A 21,405-nucleotide genomic window follows, 5' to 3' on the forward strand; every position below is an offset into this window, starting at 1 on the left:
CAGCAAAAAGTTGCTCGCAAAGTAGACACCTCGCTCAAGCCTTATGTAAAAACCGCATAACAAAATTTCCCCCTTCCGCAGGCTGGCGGAAATCAGAGCCTGAACCCGCCCGCAGCCGAAGTGTTCCTATGGCGAAGTCGACGCCAGGCCGACAGGTCTGCGATCTCGATTATTCAACGGCGCCACTCGGCAACCAGCTTCAGGCATTCCCGGCGCCACTGACACTCGAGCTCCATGCACTCCATACGCCCCTCGGACAGAAAACATGCGGCCTTCCCCCTGGCTCGCTGGATAGCCCACACAAGTTGCTTTTCCGTGCGGAAATATTCGAGGTCGCGTATACCTGCGTGACGGGCAATATCCAAAAGCTCTGCAGCAATCATCAAACTCTCCTTCGTTCCGTTTCCTCAAAAACTAACGCGATTCCGCGCCTCAACTTCCATGAGCCTCATTTACCGATTTTCTGAAGACGTTTAACTCTCCTTTCTGGCTTGGGTAAAACATTCTTTCCGCCATAAACAGCCCTGCTGGTCGCAGGTAGCATCACGAGCCGTTCCGAAGCAGTCGAAATTGCCTTCGACAATCTGAATCTTTCGGATCAGGTCCCGTTTGCTCATGCGGCCTGGAACCAGGCCCATCCGCTTGGCGATCTCCCGAACTTCGTCGACACGCATAATAAAACTCCTCCGGAAATCGACTCAATTCTGTAATGCGAATTTGATGATAGCGTTACAAGGATGACGCCAACCTCGAGAAATTTCGGCTATCAAACGCTCCAGATTTTTTCCTGCAACATTCGTGCCGCACACTCGGCGGCGCCGATTAGCCCGGTCTGGGAATTCAATGCGACACGAACGGGGACGGCAGCGAGGAACTCGGAAAACCGGCCTTTGGCACAAAAACTTTGCATAAAAAGGCTGTTCTGCAATACAGAAAGGAGCTTAGGCGCAATGCCTCCGCCAACCAGAACGCCGCCGGCAGCAAAACATCGCAAGGCCAGGTTGCCGGCCTCTGCACCAAAAATGCGCGTAAACAGTGTCAACGTTCCCCGGCACAGCGCATCTCCTGTCTGCAATGCACGGGTACTGATTTCCCGGGCCGGGTCGGCCGCATTTCTGATGGCCACGGCTAACTCGGCCGATTCGGGCGCCTGACGAGTATCGCGCAAATATTCGTAGATGTTGACGATCCCGGGCCCCGACAAAACGCGCTCATAGCTCACGTGCCCGCCGAATTTGACTCTGAGATATGCAAGCAGACCGTCTTCCAATGTGTCGTTCGGCGCAAAATCCGCGTGTCCGCCTTCGGTAGCCAAAGCATGATAGAGCGTGCCATCCCAGTACAAGATGGCCTCGCCGAGGCCGGTACCGGCGGCGATGACCGCCTGGTTGCCGGCTGCAGGCACCCCTCGCGGGTTCAGATCGACCCATTCGTCCGGCCGCAGCCAGAGCAACCCCAAGGCCATGGCTTGAAGATCGTTTAGCAATTTCACCTTGGCGATTCCCAATTGGGCCATCAGGCTCCTCTCATCGATCCGCCAAGGTAAGTTGGTAGTTTGGCAGCAGCCGCCAACCACCGGACCCGCAACCCCGAAACACGCAGCGTCCAACGACTCGGCCCGGTCGGCCAAGAAGTCCTTGACAATATCCTCAAGCGAGCCAAATGCCGCGCTTGGATAAGTTTTCTCCCTCACAACGGCTTGCGGCAGTTGTTCCAGCCCCCCTTCATACAAGGCCAGAATCGTTTTCGTCCCACCCACATCACCCGCCAGTAGCATAACGGTCCTCCCTGTCATTTGAGGGGAGATCAATAGAACCGGTACTCTTGAAACGTGCTTGCCTTGCCGTTCTTCTCAAAGAGCAGGACAGCGAAAGGATCCTTTTTCCCGCCCATTTCCATGCCGGGCGTACCGACCGGCATCGCGGGCACGGTGATTCCCGCCACCCCCGGCCTGGCATCCAACAGTTTCAGTACATCCGCGGCGGGCACATGGCCCTCGATGACATACCCGTCAACCACCGCCGTATGGCAGGATTGGAGATTTTCCGGCACTCCGAGCTCTTTCTTGATCCGATCCATATCGTTGGTCTTCAAATCTTTCACGGTAAATCCGTGTTTCTCCATATGCGCCAGCCATTTCCCGCAACAGCCGCAGCTGGGACTGCGGTAAACGGTCATATCCGCCGGCTTTTCAAGAACCGGAACGCCTTTGTCCCATACGCTCTCCTCCGCATGGACCGAAAATACCGACAGAAGCATCGGCATCAACATCAATCGCAAAACTTTCATCGATTACTCCAGGTTTAAAACGCTTCCCCGTTCAAGGTGGCGATCACCAAGCGCGAACCGCCATGGTCGCGGTGTTCGCCCAAATAAATGCCCTGCCAGGTGCCCAGCAACAATCGCCCGTCACCGATCGGTACGGTCACGCTAGAGCCCATAAGGCAGGATTTGATATGAGCGGGCATGTCGTCCGCTCCTTCCAAGGTATGGGTGTACTGAGCCGAGCCGTCGGGTGCCAGGCTTCTCAGATGGTTTTCCAGGTCGCGCCGCACGCTCGGATCGGCATTTTCATTAAGAACCAAAGACGCGGAAGTATGCTGAACAAAAAAATGAGCGATACCGATACGAAGTTGCCCCAATTCCGGCACAAATCCAAGCAGTTCTTCGGTGACCAGATGAAAACCACGCGGCCTCGGTTTTAACGCAAATCGTTTCTGCAACCACATTTCATTATCGGAATAAACGGTTTCTCGATTGTAATTATGAAACCACCATAACCAATCCGCCATGTAGCGTAAATAGGGGGTTTCCTGACTTGATTGAAGGGTGGCGGCGACAGCGAGAGATTCCGAAAGATTAGAACACTTTTACCGCCGCAGCCTTGAAACAGACCCAAATTTCTTTCCCAGGTTCCAGACCAAGGCTCCGAATCGACTCGAGCGAGGTCCGAACACTGAGTTTTTCGCCGACATCGATGATGATCCTCACTTTTCCGGCGTCCTCCCCGATCATGACAACACGGCCACGAAACACATTACGATGACCCGAGTTCGGAGGCTCCGACGAGAGCAGGATCTCCTCCGGATCAACGGTGAGATATGAGACCTGCTCCACCGCTTCCGAAACCCGTATCGCCAATTTCCCGGTATCGAACACACCGTTTTGAAGCCTCCCGTGAAACAAATTGACGAGCGACGCGTCCACCAACCTTCCGGCAAAAAGGCTGACGGATTCGTCCGAAAGCATGGCCCCCTGCGCCTGTTCATGAGTACTAAACACCACGGTCTTTCCGCTTTTCCGTACGTAATCCGAGATCAATCGCTCGACCAGGCGCGTATGGCCTTGATCGAGATACGTAAACGGCTCGTCGAACAAAAGCACTTCGGGTTCCGGGGCCAGCGTCCTCGCCAGCGCAACCCTTTGTCTCTCCCCACCGGAAAGTGCCCTGACGGAACACTTCTCGAAACCGGCAAGCCCCACTCTCGCCATTGCATCCATTGCTCTACGGCGTCTCTGTACTTTGCCGATGCCGCGAAGCTTCAGCCCCAATTCCACGTTGTCGATCACGCTGCCCTGAAGCAGATAGGGATTTTGCGCCACCAGTCCGACTCGGCGCCTAAGCGCCGGAAAGTCCTCTCCCTTGACCGGCCGGTTAAAGAAGCAGATCTCGCCCGCATCCGCGCGAATCAGAAAAGCAAGCAGATTGAGAAGCGTACTCTTGCCGGCGCCGTTAGGACCGATCACCGCCGTGATCCGGCCGGCCGGGATTGCCAGATGATCGATCAGCAGCGCCGGTTTGTCGCCGTAGGCAAACACCAGATGCTCAAGCCGATACGCCGAGTTCAACCGGCACCCCGGTCCACCGACTGCAATAGCCAATTCACTGAAAAGGCGACCAGCAACAACATCATACCCAGCGCCAAACCAAGCTCGAATTCGCCCTTGCTGGTCTCGAGAGCGATGGCGGTCGTCATGGTCCGGGTAAGCCCATGGATATTGCCACCCAGCATCATTGCCGTTCCGACTTCTTCGATGGCCCGCCCAAAACCGGCTGCAACCGCTACCAGCAAGGACATGCGCGTCTCCGACAAAACCAGCCGGAACTGCTGTACCGGGGTGGCACCCAAGGAACGCAGCGTAGGCAACAAACGCGGATCGGCGGAGTCGACACCGGTCATCGCAAGGTTCATGACGAGCGGAAAAATCAGCACGGCCTCGCCGATAATGACAGCCGTCGGAGTGTACAAAAGACCAAGGTCTCCCAAAGGCCCGCGGCGGCTAAACAAGCCATAGAAGACCAGGCCGATCATGACCGTCGGCATCGCCATTAAGGCGTTCAAGCTTCTCCTCAAGAGCCGCTTTCCCCTGAATTCCACGGAGGCGGACCAAACCCCGGCCGGCACCGCCAGAAATGCGGCGCAAACCGTGGCAGTAAGCGAGATCTCGAGCGATGTCCAAACGATTCGATAAACCTCGGGGTCGAACTGAAAGATCAGGCCGAGAGCGGCAAGAAAAGACTCGACGAAATAATCCATGAAGGGATGTGAGGAGCACCAGAGCCGGATTTTGCGAAAACGCGAAAAAACAAGCAAGTTCTCCAATGCTTCTTTATCACTCGGCAAAGTTCCGAGCTCGATGCTGCATTCTCCGCTGCCGGTCTGTCCTCGCTGACGATACAATAGGCGTATTTCTTATCGGGACCCATTCCATTCATCATGCGCACCAGCCAATTTCCGCTCAATACCATCAAAGAAATTCCAGCCGATGCCGAAATTGTCAGCCATAAGCTGATGCTGCGCGCCGGCCTGATCCGCAAACTGGCCGCCGGCCTCTACACATGGCTACCGCTGGGGCTGCGCGTGCTCCGCAAGGCTGAAAACATCGTCCGCGAGGAAATGGACCGGAGCGGCGCCCTGGAAGTGCTCATGCCGGTGGTACAACCGGGGGAACTTTGGCAGGAATCGGGCCGCTGGGATGAGTTCGGCCCCGAGCTCTGCCGATTCAAAGACCGCCACGAGCGCGATTTTTGCCTGGGACCCACTCACGAAGAAATCATCACCGATCTGGTCCGCAGCGAGATCAAGAGTTATAAGCAACTACCGGTCAATTATTACCAGATTCAAACCAAATTCCGTGACGAAATCCGGCCGCGGTTCGGCGTAATGCGCGCTCGCGAGTTCCTGATGAAGGACGCCTACTCATTCCATCTCGAGGCGGAATCCCTGCAGGAAACCTACGACCGGATGTACGAGACCTATTCCCGCATTTTCGAACGTCTGGGTCTCCGGTTCCGTGCCGTCCTGGCCGACACCGGCGCGATCGGCGGAAGCAAGTCCCACGAGTTTCACGTGCTGGCGGATTCCGGAGAGGACGCCATCGCCTTTTCCGACCGGAGCGAGTATGCCGCCAATATCGAGATGGCTGAAGCCGTCGCTCCCTTCGAGACACGCAAACCGGCGAGCCGCCCCATGGAAAAGGTAGCCACCCCAGGCAAGACCAGTATCGCCGAAGTGGCGGAATTCTTGAAGGTTCCGCCTGAGAACATCGTTAAGGCGATCGCCGTAATGATCGGGAAACGCGACCTTGATCGGGAGTGGGAAGAGTTTTGCCTGTTGCTGCTGCGAGGCGATCATGAGCTCAATGAAGTCAAGGCCGGAAAAATACTCGGCGGATTCCGCCTCGCCACCGACGATGAAATCGAACAGCATATGGGCTGCCGAGCCGGCTACATCGGCCCTGTTCAAATGTCCGGGGCGAAAGGCGTGGTTAATGTCGTGGCCGATCGCGCCGTTCCGCCGATGAGCGATTTCGTTTGCGGCGCCAACGAGAAAGGATTCCATTTGACCGGAGTCAACTGGGACCGAGACCAACAGGCACCTAAACATGTACACGACCTCCGCAAGGTAACGGAAGGAGATCCCAGCCCCGACGGCAAAGGAAGCCTCCGCATCGCCCGGGGCATAGAGGTAGGACATATTTTCCAACTCGGCTCCAAATACAGTGAAGCCATGCAGGCGACGGTCCTGAATGAAGAAGGGAAAAGCCAGGTACTCGTCATGGGCTGTTACGGCATCGGCGTGTCGCGCGTAGTTGCTGCCGCCATCGAACAGAATCACGACGAACGGGGAATCATCTGGCCCCAGGCTCTCGCACCGTACCAGGTGGCCCTGGCACCGATCAACATGCACACTTCGGAACGCCTGAAGCAAGTTGCCGAGCATCTCTACCGCAGTTTTCGAAACGAAGGCATCGAGGTCTTGTTCGACGACCGAAAAGCCCGTCCGGGCGTCATGTTCGCCGACTTGGAACTGATCGGGATTCCGCATCGCGTGGTCGTCAGCGAGCGTCTGCTCGAGTCGAATCAGGCGGAATACAAAGGTCGGCAAGATGCCGATGCGATTCAAATTCCGCTGGAAGAAGTCGTCCCGTTCATTCGCTCACGACTGAACGGTATCGGTTAGCGGATTTCGTAGCCCGGAGTCGGCACGACGGGACCGTCCGCGGTCTTTATGCTTCGGCCCGAGCGTGTTGGAACCACCCTCGTATGCCCTTATAATATGGCCCCGCTGTTAAGCGCGTATTGTCAGAGCCAATGCGCAGCGCGAGGACTGCGATGCCCGGGCGCCTTGCACTTCGACGGCTCACCCTGCTCCTAGAAACTCGCATTCCGCGGCAAGGGGCCGAACTTTGGAACCGAACAGTCCCGCATGAACCCTCATCTGAAAAAACTACAGCCTTACCCGTTCGAAAAGCTGTTCGAACTCAAGCGAGGAATTACTCCACCTGGCGACAAGCCTCATATCGCACTGTCGATCGGCGAACCCAAGCATCCCACACCGCACTTCCTTGCCGAAAGTCTGATCGCCCACCTCCACGGGCTGACCAATTATCCCGTCACCAAGGGGCTCTTGGAACTGCGCCAAGCCATCGCGGACTGGCTCTCGCGTCGTTTTGCCCTGCCCTCGGAAAACGTCGATCCTGAACGTCATGTGTTGCCCTGCAACGGTACGCGAGAAGCGCTTTTCTCGTTCGCCCAATGTGTCATCGACGCCTCCCGGCAACCGCTGGTATTAATGCCAAACCCCTTCTATCAGATCTACGAAGGGGCAGCCCTGCTCGGCGGTGCCGAGCCCTATTTTCTCAACGCATCCCGAGAGACGGGGTATTTGCCGGATTTCGAATCGGTGCCGGACAAAGTGTGGAAACGCTGCCAGCTGATTTATATCTGCTCTCCCGCCAATCCCACGGGTTCGGTCATCACCGCCGAGATCCACAGAAAGCTCATCAATCTGTCGGATCGCTACGGCTTCATCATTGCCTCGGACGAATGTTATTCGGAACTTTATATCGACGAATCGGCCCCACCGCCGGGTTTGTTGCAATCCGCACACGCCCTGGGCAATACCGACTTCAAGCGCTGCGTCGTGTTTCACAGCCTTTCGAAGCGCTCCAACGCACCCGGATTGCGGTCCGGTTTCGTCGCCGGGGATGCCGATGTCCTCGAACAGTATCAACGCTATCGCACGTACCACGGCTGCGCGCTTCCGCTGCCAGTGCAGCACGCAAGCGTCAAATCCTGGCAAGACGAAGATCATGTCGTCGAGAACAGAGCAGCGTATAGGCGGAAATTTTCGGCAGTCTACGAGATCCTGAAAAGCCAGCTCGACCTGTCGCTGCCTCCGGCGGGGTTTTATCTCTGGCCGGAAACGCCTCTTGATGACCGCCAGTTCGCGCGGGACCTCTTTGCCTTTCACAACGTGACCGTATTGCCCGGCAGTTTTCTGTCACGCGAAGCGCATGGGCTCAACCCTGGCCGGAACCACGTTCGGATGGCCTTGGTCGCTCCTCTGGAGGAGTGCGTGGAGGCCGCCCACCGTATGCGCGAGTTCATTCAATCTCTCTAAAACGATAAAGTAATGCCATGTCTCTAGAAAACGTTATCAACGAAGCTTTTGAAGACCGAGCCCAGCTCACCCCAACCTCGACCAGTACGGTTATCCGAGATGCCGTTCAGGAAGCCTTGGCGCTGCTCGACAGTGGTCGCGCCCGTGTCGCCGAAAAGAAAAACGGGGACTGGGTCGTCAATCAATGGCTCAAAAAAGCCGTGCTGTTGTCTTTCCGAATCGCCGACAATCGCATCATGGAAGGGGGTGAAACTAAGTATTTCGACAAGGTTGAACCGAAGTTCGGCGGCTTGAGGCCGGAACACTTCGCTGCCATGGGCGCCCGTGTGGTGCCGCCGGCGACCGTGCGGCGCGGCGCTTACATCGGCCCCGGCGTCGTGCTGATGCCGTCATTCGTCAACATCGGCGCGTATGTCGATTCCGGCACTATGGTCGATACCTGGGCTACGGTGGGTTCTTGCGCACAAATCGGCAAGAACGTGCACCTGTCCGGCGGCGTCGGCATCGGCGGCGTGCTGGAGCCCTTGCAGGCGGCGCCCACCATCATCGAGGACAATTGCTTCATAGGCGCACGCTCGGAGATCGTCGAAGGGGTTATCGTCGAGGAAGGTTCGGTGATTTCCATGGGTGTGTACATTGGCCAGAGCACCAAGATCTACAACCGCATGACCGGTGAAATCACCTACGGACGCGTTCCGGCCGGCTCGGTGGTAGTATCCGGAAACCTCCCCGCCAAGGATGGAAGCCACAGCCTTTACTGTGCAGTCATCATCAAGCAAGTGGACGAAAAAACCCGCAGCAAGGTCGGCATCAACGAACTGCTGCGCGATTAATCGATTGTTGAGACGGACAAATCCCTAGCGGACGGCGCCATTCTGACCATGAGGTAATAACATGAAAAAATGCCTGTTTTTGAGTCTCGCCCTGCTGTTCACGGCAAACGCTTTCGGCTCCACGGACCATTACATCCGTCGCGAAGGCGATCACGTGCAGCATCTCAAAATCCGCAAATTCGGGGACGATGTCAGAGTGAGTATGGACGTGGACTTCGAGCCGACCGGCTCAGCCGAAGAAGGCCGGAGATCATGCTCCGCGGAAATTTCTGGCGAAGCCAAAGTTGTCAGCGAAAACGAGATCGTCATGAGAAAACAGGCTGAAGGTGAAGCTCGCTATTGCTCACTGAGGATAGTACTGTCCAGCGACGGCGCCAAAGTCGAGCAATCGCCGGATTGTAAATATTTCGTGGCGGGAATCTGCCATTTCGACAGCGAAGAGCAGGAACTCAGAAAAGTCAAATGAACGGTAGCACTGTGCGGTGTATGCAAGGCCCCGCCGGCTGAGCGGGGCTTTTTGTCGGAGAAGAAAAACGAGCCCTTTTTGGCGGGCAACCGAGACAAACTCAATTACAACATCGATAAATCCTCCGCCAACTCCATCAAAGTTTGCCTGGGCAGCTTGCCCGTCTCCGAGCGTGGCAGTTTATTCAGCAGATAAATGCGGCGAGGAAGAAAAACCGGGTCTATGCGCGTCTGCAATTCCGCCAGCAAATCGTCCTTGGTCTTGCCCGGCGCCACGGCGAATACGATCAGTCGCACAACGCCTTCCGGACCTTCCGGCAAAAAAAAGACCCCGTCGCGAACTCCCTCGATCTCGTTCAACACGTGATTCAGTGCATCGAGGGACGTACGCTTGCCTGCAATGTTGACGACATCCGCCTTGCGTCCCAGCAGCTTGAATCGCCTGGCACTACGACATTCGATCAAATCGTTCAAAATAACGGACTCGGAAAGATGGGCGGCATCGACCCAAGATTTCCCGCCCTTTTCGTGGAAACGCACACCTTCGAACGCCTGCCACATATCTTCTCGGCACGTACGGCGAGAGGCGATGGATCCAGCCTCGGTACAGCCGTAAATTTCGAGCACTCGGGTACGAAACAAGATTTCCGCCTTGACGGCCAAATCCCGAGAAAGGGGCGATGTGGCGGATAAGATGAATTCGATCTCCGGCAACGCCGCCCCGGCTTTGACAAGAGCCCGAATGTGGAGCGGCGTCGTCACGAGGATCCGTGGTTTCGGGCAACATTCGAGAGCCGCATGGATATCGGCCGGAAAAAAGGGCTTTCCGGAACAGACCGTCACCCCGCCGAAACAAAGTGGCAATAGTATACTGGCTTCCAAACCGTACATGTGTTGAGGCGGGACCGTAGCAACCACGGTAGCCGACTTTTTCCGCTCCAAACCCAGGCTGGCGGCAATGAGCTGTATGCTTTCCCACAAGGTTCGCCACGTCTTGATATGGGCTTGCGGCTGGCCCGTGCTGCCGGACGTGAATGCGATCGCGGCGACCCGATCTCCGGGAACTTCCAAGATGCGGGTATCCTGAGGGGATGCCAATCGAGCGCTACAATCGTATTGCGCAATCATGTCGAGTCCTCCCGGAGACTCAACGCCGTCGACCAGGCAATAAAGCTGACAATATTTCTCTTTTATCTGCTGCAAGACCCGTGGAGCCCGGCTGGGCGGCAGCAGATTGATTTGCCCTTTGAGCAAGGCTGCCGCAAAAGCCACGAGAAACCTGTACCGGTTCTCGCATAGATTGACCATGTAGGGGCGATCCGGGAGATTTCCAGCCAGATTTATAACTTCGTTGGAAAACGCGCCCGAAGTAATGGGTTGACCGTTATCGATAGCGATTACGCGATCATCGCCAAGTTGATCTATCAAGGGATAGCATGGTCTAAGGGGTATAGCGTCGGCAGAAACGGTTTTGTGTTGATATTTCGTAAACGGGCTGTTTAACACGGATGTTATTTCGCTGTTTTTGGAATAAGCCTTGTGTAAAAACTATACGAGAAGCGCTGGAGTACATAAAGCAGCGGGATGTACGGCTGCCGTATCACTCGCTTCAGGATATTTGGATTTTCGTTGCGGGATATTCGCCGGATCGAAACATCTCAAATCATTACGCGAGTTCGGGAGCGACATACGGCAAAAATGCCTCCAAAGTCGTCTTAACTCGACGGATAAATTTACAAGCTTCGGCATAATCTGGTATTAAGGGTATGGCGCTTCGATTTCGCGCGGTCCGATGTCGATCTAAGTTCAACAACCTCAAGGAGAGTTCCAATGAAGAAGATAATGATAATAGTGGGTGGTTTGTTGTTAATCGGTCCTATCCTCGCTCACTCGACCAACCACACCCACGGCCCCGGGTCCGTGGGAGACGGAGCAAGTGGTTGCGGGTGGGGGGCACTGCTGTTCGACGGCAACGACGGTGTCGGAGCCCATGTACTCGCTGTTACCACCAATAATAGCTTCGGCAACAACACCTTTGGCTTATCTTCCGGCACCAACGGCTGTAACGCCGACCAGACCATTCGCTACAGGGGCGGCCGAGTTTACATCGGCGCCAATATGACTAAACTGGCTGAGGACATGTCTCGCGGAAGCGGCGAAACGCTTGCCGGGCTATCCGAAATTATGGGCATCGCAGTAGAAGATCGTCCTGCCTTTTATGCAGTGGTGAAAAAACATTTTGCCGTCATTTTTCCTCGAGAATCCGTAACCGGCGACGAAGTGATGGACGCTTTGCTCGTTGTAATGAAATCCGACTCGACGTTGTCGAAGTACACAGGCTGAACCACTACTTGCGAGGCGCTGAGTGTAACGCGAAGCGCCTCCGCACTTTTTCCGCCGTGAGATCGGCATTATCCCTAGCTGTCGTTCTAGCGCTTCAGGCGGCGTTTCTCGATGCTTTCGGGTCGGGAGATGATACAACATGGCTGCTACGGGCGCAGGCTATGCAGCTCCATGAAGATCCTCAGTGGCTAGCTCTTGTCCATTACCGACGCACCGTGTTCGGCAACTGGGTCAGCGATGCGGATGACCCCGACTTTTTTCTCGCCAAAACGGGCAAACACGATCCTGAAGCCGAGTTGTCGGCTACTCTTAGAGCCTTTTCCGCTCCCGGAGGGGGAGATCAGCATGCCCGGTGCCGATTTCCCGCACGCTATTATTGGCTGAAGAGTCGGCTCGAACTTGGTAGGGCGGCCCTCTCGGATCAGCACTGCAAGGCATTTTCGGAATGGGCCCAAACTTTGAACGCTCATTCGGTTAGCCTCATTTTCCCCGCATCATATCTGAACAGTCCGTCATCGATGTTCGGCCACACTTTCCTCCGCCTGGACCGCAAGAATCAGAGCGACGATGCGCACCTGTTGGCCTATACGATCAATTACGCTGCGGACGTGAATATGGCGGACAACGAACTGTTCTACGCCTATCGAGGCCTGTTCGGAGGTTATCCAGGCGTGATATCGGTACAGCCGTTTTATGAAAAAGTTCAAGAGTACAGCGATTTCGAAAATCGCGATATCTGGGAATATACCTTAGACCTCTCTCCCGGCGAAACCGTACAACTGATTCGGCATGTGTGGGAAATTCAGCCTGTTCGTTTCGACTATTTCTTTATTGGAGAAAACTGCTCATACCGCGTCTTAAGCCTGCTGGATGCCGTTCGTCCCGGCCTCGGCCTTCGAGAGAAATTTCCCTATCGCTCGATTCCCTCTGATACCGTACGTGCCATCGTTGATGCCGGCTTGGTCAAATCCGTCAATTACCGTGCTTCCGCGGCCACCGTATTGAACGCGCATACACGCCAGCTCACGATGGGCCAGCGCCGTATCGCCCGGCAGCTGGCCAATGGAGAAATCCCCCTTGACAGCGATGAGATTGAGTCGCTAGCAGCCACCGAGCGAACCAAAACTCTCGAAGTGGCGTACGAATGGTTACGCTATCGAACTTTGGCCGACAAGTTGCCCCGGGACAGTGTTGCCGACCTGAGTTATAAACTCCTTCTGGCGCGAAGCCGGATAGACTCACCATCGCCGTTGAAGCTTCCGCAACGTCCCGCGGCACGGGATGATGAGGGGCACAAACCCTGGCGTGCGGACCTCGGGTTCGGTTTTTTGGACCACACGGCGTTCGGCTCATTACGACTGCGCTCCGCCTACCACGATTTGACCGATCCCGCACCCGGCTACCGCCTGGGAGCACAAATCAAGTTCCTCGATGCCAGATTCCGGTACTATGAAAACAACAGATTTCAGGTCGAAGCCGTCGATGTCATCGATATCGCCTCGTTAACGCCGCGTACGGGATTTATCAACCCCCTGTCTTGGACAATCGGATTAGGTGCCCGGCGAAAACTACTTGAATCCAGCCGACCGATGGTCGGTTATTTGGACGGAGGCATAGGCTTGAGTTATGGCGTCGGCAGCGGAATGATCTTCGGCCTAATGGACGCCACACTCGAAACCGGCGCAGCAATTCCATCCGGTGCCGATATCGGGTTCGGCCCTCGGATCGGCTTTCTATATCGGGGCTTGGGCGGACAAGGGCTTTTGGACTTCCGAATCGACTGCTTCATCGTAAACGAGGACTATTGCGCCGGGGGCATACGCTTGGACCACACCGTAAATCTGGGCCGGGATTATGCCCTCAATCTGAGGCTGGGGCGGGAACGTGGAGAGAACAGCTATGCGAGTGAATTTCTTTTATCGGTTCGCCGCTATTTTTGAAAGATCGGAAGAGACAATTCCTTCGCTCTTATCTCCGTTCGTCACGAAGAATTGACGTGCGCCGCCACTTAATCCAAAAGCTTTTGATCATTCCATTTGTCCTTGGTTTTTATGGATGCGCCAGTCTTCTTTTTTACCCTGATCGAACGATCCGCCTTACTCCCGATGCCCTAGGACTGAACTACGAAGATGTGAACCTGTCCACTCCAGACGACATCAAACTACACGGCTGGTTTTTGTCGGCTCAGGGCCAACCGCGGGGAACGATATTCTTTCTCCATGGCAATGCCCAGAACATCAGTACGCACATATTCAGCGTCGCCTGGCTTACGGAAATTGGATATCAGGTCTTCCTTCTCGACTATCGTGGATATGGTTTGTCAGAAGGCTCACCGGGTCTGCCGGAGGTATTAACCGATGTGGCTGCCGGCTTCAATTGGCTCGTCACCGATTCTCGCGTATCAACAAGGCCGGTGTTCCTCCTAGGTCAAAGCCTCGGAGCGAACTTAGCCGCTTATTTCGCGGGCGCAAATCCGGCTGTCCGCAGGCAACTTTCCGGAATTGTTCTGGATGCGCCTTTCGCCAGCTATAGCGACATCACTCGTGAAAAACTGGCCCAAATCCCGCTTACATGGTTGTTTCAGTATCCGCTGTCCAGGCTGATGCCAGATGAATACAGCCCAATCAGAAATATTGCGGATATATCGCCGGTATCATTGGTCATCATCTGCAGCGAAACGGATGATATCGTACCAGCGTCTCACAGCATCAAACTCTTCGAAGCGGCCGGAGCGCCCAAAGCACTCTGGATCACTCAAGGCCCGCACATAGCCACCTTCGGGCAGGAGCAAAACCGTCAGCGCCTGCTTTTCTTTCTCGAGGCGCATGTGCGTTAAATCCTCAAGCCGACGACCTCACGGGTTGAACGAGAGGGGCATCCCAAGCTTCAACTCGAGTTCGCGGTCGGCGCGTCCCCGGTTGACTGCGATTTCGATCAGTCCCATCGAATTCTGATACCAAAAGACTTCGCCGACCGGTACTGAACAGAAGGAATTTCCCTGCGTAACCGTCCTGCCGTTCATACAAAGCGTCTTTCGGTCAAACTCAGGGCTGTATCGCATTCCGGTCATAGCATTGCCGTAGTGATCGAAATAGATTATTTCGGCAAGATCGGGCGGCCATGCCGCCAATTCAGACTTACAGTAACTGTGGTTAGCCCAATCGAAATCGCGACCGGCGATGCGTGCGGCAATAGGAGCAAACACATCGCGGCCATGAAAACTGGACGAAAGCTTCGCCGGGCGCCAGTCTATGACCCGCCATTCCGAATCGGCCGAGTGCACTGCCACTGTGTTGAAGAGACCATTATCCGGCCCCACAAACCATTGGCCGTTTGCTTCGACCACAACCGGCAAGCGTTCACCACCGACCCCGGGATCGACAACGGCGAGGAACACGCTACCAACGGGAAGCACTTTGCTGAGGGCTGCCAACAGATATGAACTCCGGCGGGGTTCACCCACTGGCGCATTGCTTACGAGATTCACGCAACCGACGCCCGGCGCCAGCATTCTCAGAACCGCTTCCATTTGCCCTAGATATGGCCCCTCGGCCCCGAAATCGGTAAACAGAAAAATCAATCCCGCCGTCACTGATAGAGTTCCAGCAACGAGTTACGCCTACTCGTCTTGAAAGTCCGGAATCTGTTCTGAATGCCTAGGACGAAACAATCGCGAAAAAACCAGCCCTAACTCGAACAGTAGCCAGATCGGCACTGCCAGCAGACATTGAGAAACCACCTCCGGCGGAGACAGTACCATGCCGACGACAAACGCGCCGACGATGATGTAAGGTCGTTTTTCCGACAGGCTCTCTCGTGTCGAAATTCCGCTCCAAATTAGAATGATGGTTGCGATCGGAACCTGAAACGAGACTCCGAAAGCAAAAAACAATGTCAATACGAAATCGAGATAATGGGTAATATCGGTCATTACCGCCACACCAACCGGCGCCGTTGCGGTCAGGAAGCCAAAAATGAGGGGGAAGACCACGTAATAGGCAAACGCCATACCGCCATAAAACAGTACTGTGCTTGCAAAGAGAAGCGGCAGTACCAGCCTGCGCTCATGTTCATACAAGCCCGGAGCGATAAAGGCCCAAGCCTGGTAGAGAATATACGGCATCGACAAGAAAACCGCGGCCACCAGCGTAAGCTTAAACGGAGTCAGAAATGGCGACGCGACATCGATCGCGATCATCTGGGATCCTGGCGGCAAGTGCCTCATGAGTGGCCCGGCGAAATAAGCATAAATCTCGTTAGCAAAATAAGCCATGCCCATAAAGACAAATAAAACCACGAGTATGCATCGCAGAAGTCTGTCCCGTAATTCCACCAGATGTGAAATAAACGTTTGCTCAGTATCTTCCATCTGTCCCCGGTTCTGCTTTTTCCGATTCACCATCTTTCTCCTCAGACAGGATATCGTCTCGGTCCGCTTCGTATGACGCGGAGTTGGAGGCACGTCCCTCCTCCTTATCGAGGCGATCGGTGGTGGACAGCAACTCTACCTTCCTCTTTTCTTCCATTAAGGATTGACGTAGTTCTTGCAGTTGCAGCTCATGGTCAATTTCCTGCCTGACCGACGCAGCCATGGCACGCGCCTTTCTTATCCAAAGCGCCACTTCTCTCGCCACTTTGGGCAAGCGTTCTGGACCGAATACCAGAAGCGACACCACACCTACTAAAACCAATTCCCAAAAGCCGATATCGAACATGCGTTTTCGACTGTTGTCAGGTCTTGTCTTTGCTCTCGTGGACAGCTTCCCCGTCGATCGTCCGCCCGGTCTTATCGTCCTCGCCGTCACTCATGGCACTGCGAAAACTTTTGATTGCCGAGCCCAAATCGCCTCCGATGTTGCGTAGCCGTTTCGTACCGAACAGCAACAGCACGATCAGAAATAGGAGCAATAGCTCCCAAACACCTATACCCATCTACGTTCTCCAAAGTGCAATCGGACATACGCCCGAAATATACTAGCCGATTCGTGTCGCAAAAATAACCTGGTGTCTTCCCCGTAGTTGACGCCTCGTACGACGTACCACGTTTCGTGGGCCGTGATCATTTCCATATTCTAAAAAGAATTTTCACCCAATTTAATCCGAATTGGTCAGTCTAAATCTCAGACAAGATTAAAGCCAATAAGTTAAACCGTAGCAGGTAATCAAATTGCGACACCTGAAACCGACATCGCAGCACTTCCCCGCCTTGTACTTGGCGCGATCACGCGATCTGCCTCCACGGGCGGCGCTTAACACCTCCACGCCGGGTTGCGACTCCTTTGGTTTTTCCGGATAATTCCCGACTCGAACGAACCTACCCACAGGTTTACAATATGCAAACGACGATGCTTAAAGCAAAATTACACAGGGCTAGGGTGACACACTCGGAACTTGAGTACGAGGGCTCTTGTGCCATTGATGGTTTGCTACTTGAGCGCTCGGGGATCAGAGAGTACGAACAGATCCACATCTATAACGTCAATAACGGCCAACGATTCACAACATACGCTATTCGCGCCCAAGAAGGTTCCGGCGTCATCTCGGTGAACGGCGCGGCTGCTCGGCTCGCCTCTCCCGGCGATATAGTGATTATCTGTGCCTATATAGGCTTGAATCAGAATGAACTCATTGGCTATAAACCCACGCTGCTTTATCTCGGCGAGCATAACCAAATTATCCGCACGGGGCATGCAGTTCCAGTACAAGCAGCCTAAACAAGCTGCATCTACCTGCCTATTCTGTCGACTGCCAGTTGCTAAATTGCCGCGTAAATCCTAGCCGCGGCTCGCCAATAGCGTCACGCAAAGCACCACATCAGATCCGCAAAACCGCAGCGGTAACATCGGCCGCTTGCCGGTTAGGCTTCACGTCATGCACCCTAAACATTTTCACACCTGCCGACACCCCAAGTACAGTTGTAGCTATCGTTGCCCCCAACAATTCCGTTGGACAAGTTTCGCCACAGATCGCTCCCATAAAGCGTTTTCGGCTTGCACCCAATAAAACCTTGTACCCCGTTGCCACAAACCTGGGTAAGCTGTGAATCAATCTCAAATTATCATCTTTGCGCTTGCCGAATCCGATACCCGGATCGATGATCAGGTTCTTAGCCGCAACGCCCTCAAACTTAGCTGCCGCCGTGCGCTCAATCAAGAATGCAAGCACCTCCTCGACTACATCCCCATATGTCGGATTGTTTTGCATATCTTTTGGGCGCCCTTGCATGTGCATAAGCACCAGCGGAACATCAGCCTTAGCTGCAACAGTAAACATTCGAGGATCGTCTCTCCCTGCTGAAACGTCGTTCACCATGTTTACACCGGCCGCTATCGCCTCCTCTGCAACCCGGCTCCGCGTCGTATCGATACTTAAAAGCACATCCTGTGGAAGATGTTGCCTCAAATGCCGAATGATTGGAAGGACACGCGCTGTTTGGAGCTCCTCATCTACCGGATCCGCGCCCGGGCGAGTTGACTCACCACCAATATCGATAATATCCGCGCCGTCCGATACCATTCCTTGAGCGTGCAAAATCGCTTCTTGTGGAAAACAGTACCGCCCGCCGTCCGAAAAACTGTCCGGAGTGACGTTTAAAATGCCCATTATCAAGGGGCCCTGTCGCATGCTAGACTAGTCAAGCAAATAGTGGAAAAAGGTGCTTCCAACTGAGAAGAGCTGCTCTTACCGACCAGATCCGCTCGTCTCGGACTACACCCAACGTTTCACGAAGAACGCTGCAGGAATTCGCAAAAAAGCAGGCCCGCTTCAGTGCGGGCCAGAACCAAATGGATGAATACGTAACCGGATTTCCACCGTTTCAGACCGGACCCCTAAGTGACCGACCGATCGACAAGTTCCACGTAAGCCAAAGGCGTCGCATCCCCCTTACGAAAGCCGCATTTCAGAATTCTAAGGTAGCCTCCGGGGCGATCCTTAAAACGGGGCCCCAACTCGTCAAAAAGCTTCACTACCGCTTTCCGATCTCGAATCCGCGAAAACGCAATCCGGCGCGCCGCGACGCTGTTTTCTTTTGACAAAGTTATGAGAGGCTCTGCGATGCGCCTTATCTCTTTGGCCTTTGGTAAGGTCGTCTGAATAACTTCGTGATGAATCAACGACGCAGTCAAGTTCCGAAAGAGCGCGGTCTTATGACTGCCGGTAATATTAAATTTTCTACCCGAATTACGATGCCGCATTTGTTATACCCGCACGATTTTAAGAGTCCTGTTGCTCACGTTTGAGTCCTTCTGGAGGCCAATTCTCCAGTCTCATTCCTAGCGACAGACCCTTCGTTGCTAAAACATCCTTAATTTCCGTAAGCGATTTTTTCCCCAAATTTGGGGTCTTGAGCAAATCCACTTCAGTTCTTTGAATGAGATCACCGATGTAAAAAATATTCTCTGCCTTTAAGCAATTCGCCGACCTGACGGTCAATTCAAGGTCATCAACAGAACGGAGAAGTAGCGGATCAAATTGAGGCCGTTCTTCGGCAATTCGCGGCGTTTCCTCGCTCTTGAGCGCAACAAATACCGACAAATGCTCGTTCAGAATTGACGCTGCCTGTCTGACAGCCTCTTCCGGATCAACCGTGCCGTTTGTTTCCAGCTCCAAAACAAGCTTATCAAGATCCGTTCTCTGCTCAACACGCGCATTCTCTACCAGATACGAAACCCGCCGTATTGGGCTAAAGGAGGCATCAATATTCAACACTCCGACCGCAGACTCGGTCTGCCCACCGATTCTCGACCCAACCGGCTGGTATCCTCGCCCCTTTTCCACCTTAAGTGTCATGCTTAGCTTCCCGGCGTGGGTCAGATTAGCAATTTCGAGCTCTGGATTCACGATCTCAGCGTCGTGCGTAAGTTCGATATCCGCGCCTGTTACTTTACCAGGGCCAGATTTGTTAATCCTAAGGAGGGCTTCATGCCCACTCGAAAGGCGGATCGCTAGATTCTTTAAGTTCAAAAGAATGTCTATCACGTCCTCCTGAACACCATCGAGGGTGGAATACTCATGTAGAACCCCTTCGATGGTCACTTCAGTGACTGCGCAACCTGGTATCGAGGAAAGCAAAACTCTCCTGAGAGCGTTTCCGAGGGTATGACCGAACCCCCTTTCCAAAGGTTCGATTACAATGCGCGCACTGTTCAGATCTATAGGACTAACGTCCACCAAGCGCGGTTTGATAAGATTTGCCAAGTAGGTTTGCATCGATCAGCAACAACAATTATTTGGAGTACAACTCGACGACCAGTTGCTCGTTAATTTCCGAGCCCAACTCGCTACGCTCAGGTACCGCCTTAAATATGCCGCGCATTTCTTTCGTGTCCACATCAACCCAAGCCGGAAACCCATACTGCTCCAGAACTTGCAAAGCATCTTTGATTCTTAATTGGCTTTTTGCCTTTTCACGCACTGACACAACATCGCCGGGCGCGACCTGATAGGACGGGACATTGAGCACTCTGCCGTTAACCGTAATAGCCTTATGGCTGACAAGCTGCCGCGCCTCCGCTCGCGTGCATGCAAAGCCCATGCGATACACGACGTTATCCAGACGAGACTCAAGTAATCGGAACAAATTTTCGCCGGTTGACCCTGCCTTGCGCGACGCCGTCTTATAGTAGTTTCTGAATTGCCGCTCCAAGACGCCGTATATCCTGCGAAACTTTTGCTTCTCACGGAGCTGCGCGGCATAGTCTGACATGCGCGCTCGTTTCTGACCGTGCTGCCCAGGTTGCTGATCAAGCTTGCACTTCCCTTCAAGGGATTTGCCGCGCGCTTTCAAAAACAGATCAGTTCCTTCGCGCCGGCTAAGCTTGCATTTCGGACCTAAATATCTCGCCATTCTTCGCCCCTCTGCTTATACTCGCCGCTTCTTTGGAGGACGGCAACCGTTGTGCGGTATCGGAGTATCGTCAATAATATTGGTAATCTTAAACCCCATATTATTGAGCGTTCTAACTGCCGATTCTCGACCAGGGCCTGGGCCCTTTATACGCACATCCAAATTCCTTACGCCATAATCCTTCACGATAGTACCGACCTTTTCGGCCGCCACCTGTGCGGCAAACGGGGTACTTTTCCTCGACCCACGAAAACCCGACGCGCCCGCCGTAGCCCAAGCCAGAGCATTACCCTTGCGATCTGTAATGGTAATTATCGTGTTATTGAACGACGCGCTAATGTGAACAACACCGTCGGAAATGTCTCGTTTGATCCGTTTCGCGGGACGACTAGATGCAGCCATATCGATGTCTTACCTCAAAAAACATTCTGTACGTTTATTTACGAATCGGCCGCCGCGGCCCCTTCCGAGTTCGCGCATTAGTACGGGTCCGCTGCCCGCGAACCGGAAGTCCCCGCCGATGACGCATACCCCGATAACATCCCAGGTCCATCAGGCGCTTGATATTCATTGCAGTCTCACGCCGAAGATCACCTTCGACGACGAACTTCGCGACTTCTTCTCGTATCCGCTCAATATCATTCTCGCTGAGATCTCGAACCTTGACCGAAGAACTCAGACCGGAATTCTGGCAAATTAAATTTGCCTTGGATCTTCCGATACCGTAAATCGCAGTTAGAGAAATAACCAAATGCTTGTGCTCGGGGATATTTACCCCCGCAATTCGTGCCATTTATCCTGCCTCCATTTCAAACTACCAGGCGTGGGCTAAACTGTTAACAATATCACACCGACAAAAGATACGCTACTTGATCGTTTATCCTTGTCGCTGCTTGTGTCGAGCGTCTTTACAAATTATTCGAACCACGCCCTTCCTCTTCAATACCTTACAATTCCGGCAGATCTTCTTAACTGACGCACGCACTTTCATTAAAATTCCCCTTTTACT

At 54.1% G+C, this 21,405-nt stretch carries 27 protein-coding genes; 9 read left to right on the plus strand and 18 right to left on the minus strand.

The features are described from left to right. Nucleotides 1–128 precede the first annotated feature (128 nt). Nucleotides 129–467, plus strand: coding sequence for a hypothetical protein (locus sS8_RS28115; protein WP_170161070.1), 339 nt, complete (start codon nt 129–131; stop codon nt 465–467). A gap of 6 nt (nt 468–473) precedes the next feature. On the opposite strand, the gene sS8_RS12935 is transcribed toward sS8_RS28115, so the two are convergent. The 6 genes from sS8_RS12935 to sS8_RS12960 all read right to left on the minus strand — a co-directional run bounded on the left by sS8_RS12935 (nt 474) and on the right by sS8_RS12960 (nt 4,538). After that, nucleotides 474–674: a Rho termination factor N-terminal domain-containing protein gene (locus sS8_RS12935; protein WP_119629994.1), complete on the minus strand. Its 201-nt coding sequence runs from the start codon at nt 672–674 to the stop codon at nt 474–476. A 92-nt stretch (nt 675–766) separates the two neighbouring features. Beyond that, complete coding sequence (gene glk / locus sS8_RS12940; RefSeq protein WP_119629995.1) at nt 767–1,777, minus strand: glucokinase; 1,011 nt, start codon at nt 1,775–1,777, stop codon at nt 767–769. 29 nt (nt 1,778–1,806) lie between these two features. Further along, nucleotides 1,807–2,289 carry a DUF411 domain-containing protein gene (locus sS8_RS12945; protein ID WP_119629996.1) on the minus strand — a complete coding sequence of 161 codons (483 nt, stop codon included), beginning with the start codon at nt 2,287–2,289 and terminating at the stop codon, nt 1,807–1,809. A gap of 14 nt (nt 2,290–2,303) precedes the next feature. Beyond that, nucleotides 2,304–2,792: a secondary thiamine-phosphate synthase enzyme YjbQ gene (locus sS8_RS12950; protein WP_456299282.1), complete on the minus strand. Its 489-nt coding sequence runs from the start codon at nt 2,790–2,792 to the stop codon at nt 2,304–2,306. A gap of 67 nt (nt 2,793–2,859) precedes the next feature. Then, nucleotides 2,860–3,849 (minus strand): ABC transporter ATP-binding protein, encoded by a 990-nt coding sequence (locus tag sS8_RS12955; RefSeq protein WP_145986524.1) that lies wholly within the window; start codon nt 3,847–3,849, stop codon nt 2,860–2,862. Next, entirely contained in the window at nt 3,846–4,538 is a 693-nt protein-coding gene (locus sS8_RS12960; protein WP_119632768.1) for an ABC transporter permease, read from the minus strand. The genes sS8_RS12955 and sS8_RS12960 overlap by 4 nt, the downstream gene beginning before the upstream one ends. A 180-nt stretch (nt 4,539–4,718) precedes the next feature. Here sS8_RS12960 and sS8_RS12965 point away from each other — a divergent pair, with 180 nt between their 5' ends. From sS8_RS12965 to sS8_RS12980, 4 genes are all read left to right on the plus strand, one after another. Then, nucleotides 4,719–6,464 (plus strand): proline--tRNA ligase, encoded by a 1,746-nt coding sequence (locus sS8_RS12965; protein WP_119629998.1) that lies wholly within the window; start codon nt 4,719–4,721, stop codon nt 6,462–6,464. A 246-nt stretch (nt 6,465–6,710) separates the two neighbouring features. Then, nucleotides 6,711–7,907, plus strand: a complete 1,197-nt coding sequence (dapC, locus tag sS8_RS12970; protein WP_119629999.1) for a succinyldiaminopimelate transaminase — start codon at nt 6,711–6,713, stop codon at nt 7,905–7,907. 17 nt (nt 7,908–7,924) lie between these two features. Then, on the plus strand, nt 7,925–8,740 hold the full coding sequence (gene dapD, locus sS8_RS12975; RefSeq protein ID WP_119630000.1) for a 2,3,4,5-tetrahydropyridine-2,6-dicarboxylate N-succinyltransferase: 816 nt from the start codon (nt 7,925–7,927) through the stop codon (nt 8,738–8,740). Nucleotides 8,741–8,801: 61 nt separating this feature from the next. Then, entirely contained in the window at nt 8,802–9,206 is a 405-nt protein-coding gene (locus sS8_RS12980; RefSeq protein WP_119630001.1) for a hypothetical protein, read from the plus strand. 104 nt (nt 9,207–9,310) lie between these two features. Here sS8_RS12980 and sS8_RS12985 read toward each other — a convergent pair whose 3' ends face one another. After that, nucleotides 9,311–10,633 (minus strand): AMP-binding protein, encoded by a 1,323-nt coding sequence (locus sS8_RS12985; protein WP_145986525.1) that lies wholly within the window; start codon nt 10,631–10,633, stop codon nt 9,311–9,313. Nucleotides 10,634–11,035: 402 nt separating this feature from the next. On the opposite strand from sS8_RS12985, the gene sS8_RS12990 reads away from it, so the two are divergent. The 3 genes from sS8_RS12990 (at nt 11,036) to sS8_RS13000 (ending at nt 14,384) form a co-directional block, all read left to right on the plus strand. After that, on the plus strand, nt 11,036–11,548 hold the full coding sequence (locus sS8_RS12990) for a DUF3015 domain-containing protein (protein ID WP_119630003.1): 513 nt from the start codon (nt 11,036–11,038) through the stop codon (nt 11,546–11,548). A gap of 161 nt (nt 11,549–11,709) precedes the next feature. Next, a complete protein-coding gene (locus sS8_RS12995) occupies nt 11,710–13,488 on the plus strand; it encodes an Lnb N-terminal periplasmic domain-containing protein (protein ID WP_119630004.1) in 1,779 nt (592 codons plus the stop codon). A gap of 56 nt (nt 13,489–13,544) precedes the next feature. After that, the gene (locus tag sS8_RS13000) at nt 13,545–14,384 is read left to right on the plus strand and encodes an alpha/beta hydrolase (RefSeq protein WP_170161071.1); all 840 of its coding nucleotides are present in this window, start codon (nt 13,545–13,547) and stop codon (nt 14,382–14,384) included. Between the two features lie 18 nt (nt 14,385–14,402). Here sS8_RS13000 and sS8_RS13005 read toward each other — a convergent pair whose 3' ends face one another. Genes sS8_RS13005 through tatA form a run of 4 tightly spaced genes read right to left on the minus strand, consistent with a single transcriptional unit; the run spans nt 14,403 to nt 16,480 of the window. Beyond that, nucleotides 14,403–15,140, minus strand: a complete 738-nt coding sequence (locus sS8_RS13005; RefSeq protein WP_232020627.1) for an SAM hydrolase/SAM-dependent halogenase family protein — start codon at nt 15,138–15,140, stop codon at nt 14,403–14,405. 27 nt (nt 15,141–15,167) lie between these two features. Next, nucleotides 15,168–15,950 carry a twin-arginine translocase subunit TatC gene (gene tatC / locus sS8_RS13010; protein ID WP_232020628.1) on the minus strand — a complete coding sequence of 261 codons (783 nt, stop codon included), beginning with the start codon at nt 15,948–15,950 and terminating at the stop codon, nt 15,168–15,170. Next, a complete protein-coding gene (tatB, locus tag sS8_RS13015; RefSeq protein WP_119630007.1) occupies nt 15,904–16,263 on the minus strand; it encodes a Sec-independent protein translocase protein TatB in 360 nt (119 codons plus the stop codon). The genes tatC and tatB overlap by 47 nt, the downstream gene beginning before the upstream one ends. Before the next feature lie 16 nt (nt 16,264–16,279). Then, on the minus strand, nt 16,280–16,480 hold the full coding sequence (gene tatA / locus sS8_RS13020; protein ID WP_119630008.1) for a twin-arginine translocase TatA/TatE family subunit: 201 nt from the start codon (nt 16,478–16,480) through the stop codon (nt 16,280–16,282). Nucleotides 16,481–16,881: 401 nt separating this feature from the next. Between tatA and panD the strand changes: the two genes are divergently transcribed. Next, complete coding sequence (panD, locus tag sS8_RS13025; protein ID WP_119630009.1) at nt 16,882–17,262, plus strand: aspartate 1-decarboxylase; 381 nt, start codon at nt 16,882–16,884, stop codon at nt 17,260–17,262. Nucleotides 17,263–17,362: 100 nt separating this feature from the next. On the opposite strand, the gene folP is transcribed toward panD, so the two are convergent. The 7 genes from folP to rpmJ all read right to left on the minus strand — a co-directional run bounded on the left by folP (nt 17,363) and on the right by rpmJ (nt 21,387). Further along, nucleotides 17,363–18,151, minus strand: a complete 789-nt coding sequence (gene folP / locus sS8_RS13030) for a dihydropteroate synthase (protein ID WP_232020629.1) — start codon at nt 18,149–18,151, stop codon at nt 17,363–17,365. Nucleotides 18,152–18,378: 227 nt separating this feature from the next. After that, on the minus strand, nt 18,379–18,744 hold the full coding sequence (rplQ, locus tag sS8_RS13035; RefSeq protein ID WP_119630011.1) for a 50S ribosomal protein L17: 366 nt from the start codon (nt 18,742–18,744) through the stop codon (nt 18,379–18,381). Between the two features lie 19 nt (nt 18,745–18,763). Then, entirely contained in the window at nt 18,764–19,759 is a 996-nt protein-coding gene (locus sS8_RS13040) for a DNA-directed RNA polymerase subunit alpha (RefSeq protein WP_119630012.1), read from the minus strand. Nucleotides 19,760–19,775: 16 nt separating this feature from the next. After that, nucleotides 19,776–20,396 carry a 30S ribosomal protein S4 gene (gene rpsD / locus sS8_RS13045; RefSeq protein WP_119630013.1) on the minus strand — a complete coding sequence of 207 codons (621 nt, stop codon included), beginning with the start codon at nt 20,394–20,396 and terminating at the stop codon, nt 19,776–19,778. Between the two features lie 15 nt (nt 20,397–20,411). Beyond that, nucleotides 20,412–20,798, minus strand: coding sequence for a 30S ribosomal protein S11 (gene rpsK / locus sS8_RS13050; protein ID WP_119630014.1), 387 nt, complete (start codon nt 20,796–20,798; stop codon nt 20,412–20,414). Between the two features lie 34 nt (nt 20,799–20,832). Further along, complete coding sequence (rpsM, locus tag sS8_RS13055) at nt 20,833–21,189, minus strand: 30S ribosomal protein S13 (protein WP_119630015.1); 357 nt, start codon at nt 21,187–21,189, stop codon at nt 20,833–20,835. Between the two features lie 84 nt (nt 21,190–21,273). Next, complete coding sequence (rpmJ, locus tag sS8_RS13060) at nt 21,274–21,387, minus strand: 50S ribosomal protein L36 (RefSeq protein WP_084161621.1); 114 nt, start codon at nt 21,385–21,387, stop codon at nt 21,274–21,276. Nucleotides 21,388–21,405 lie beyond the last annotated feature (18 nt).

The organism is Methylocaldum marinum, from assembly GCF_003584645.1.
GTDB classification, from domain to species: Bacteria; Pseudomonadota; Gammaproteobacteria; order Methylococcales; family Methylococcaceae; genus Methylocaldum; species Methylocaldum marinum.